A 1,102-nucleotide genomic window follows, 5' to 3' on the forward strand; every position below is an offset into this window, starting at 1 on the left:
GTCCACGGGGATCGTGCCGCCCAGGCCCATGCCGGCCACGAACCGGAACAGCGCGAACCACAGCAGGGAGTCCGTCAGCGCGCCCGCGATCGTGAACACGGAGAAGATCGCCAGCGTCCACGCGAACGCCGCCTTGCGCCCGATGCGGTCCGCGATGGTGCCCCACAGGAACGCGCCCACGGCCATGCCGATGAGGTTGGCGGTGCCGATCCACGCGGCGTCGGCCTTGTCCAGGGCCCACTCCTCGCGCAGCAGCGGGATCATCACGCCGTTGAGCGTGACGTCCCATGCGTCGAACATGAAGCCCAGGCCGCCGATCAGGAAGATGCGTCCCTGGACGGACCAGCGCCACGGCAGCTCCTGGACGACCGCCTCGCCGGTGGGCAGGGCGACGTCGTCGGGTGCGGGCCCGGGGTGCGCGCCGTCGGCGCTGGGGCGGGGCGGGGTGGCGGAGGACATGGTCGGCTCCCGTTCGTCGGGTGGAGTGGGGGCGGTCCGTCACGCGGACGCCTGGGCCATTATGCGGCCCGGCCTATGCTGGGGGACGCACCCGGACCCCCTCGAAGGAGCGCCCCCTCGTGACCTCTGCCCAGCCCACCACCACCACCGTCCTGGACACGGTGCCCCTGAAGCGGGCCCTGATCTCCGTGTACGACAAGACCGGCCTCGAGGAGCTCGCCACAGGGCTCCACGCCGCGGGCGTGCAGATCGTCTCGACCGGCTCCACCGCCCAGCGCATCGCCGCCGCCGGTGTGCCCGTCACCGAGGTCGCCGAGGTCACCGGGTTCCAGGAGTGCCTGGACGGCCGCGTGAAGACGCTGCACCCGCGCGTGCACGCGGGCATCCTGGCCGACCGTCGTCGCGAGGACCACGTGACCCAGCTGCGCGAGCTCGAGGTGGAGCCGTTCGACCTCGTCGTCGTGAACCTCTACCCGTTCGTGGACACCGTGAACTCGGGCGCCGCGGAGGACGCCGTCGTCGAGCAGATCGACATCGGCGGGCCGTCCATGGTGCGCGCGGCCGCGAAGAACCACGCGTCCGTGGCGATCGTGGTGGACCCGGCCCGCTACGGCGAGGTGGTCCAGGCCGCGCAGTCCGGCGG

The 1,102-nt window shown here is 72.5% G+C and carries 1 protein-coding gene and 1 pseudogene; one reads left to right on the forward strand and one right to left on the reverse strand.

The features are described 5' to 3' along the window. Positions 1-459, reverse strand: a 459-nt coding sequence (locus tag ACFWJO_RS40630; protein WP_386873417.1) for an MFS transporter, incomplete at its 3' end; no start/stop codon positions are given. 119 nt (positions 460-578) lie between these two features. Here ACFWJO_RS40630 and purH point away from each other — a divergent pair. Next, positions 579-1,102, forward strand: a pseudogene (purH, locus tag ACFWJO_RS40635) (bifunctional phosphoribosylaminoimidazolecarboxamide formyltransferase/IMP cyclohydrolase); the annotation flags it as partial.

Source organism: Streptomyces sp. NPDC127092 (genome assembly GCF_042722475.1).
GTDB lineage: Bacteria > Actinomycetota > Actinomycetes > Streptomycetales > Streptomycetaceae > Streptomyces.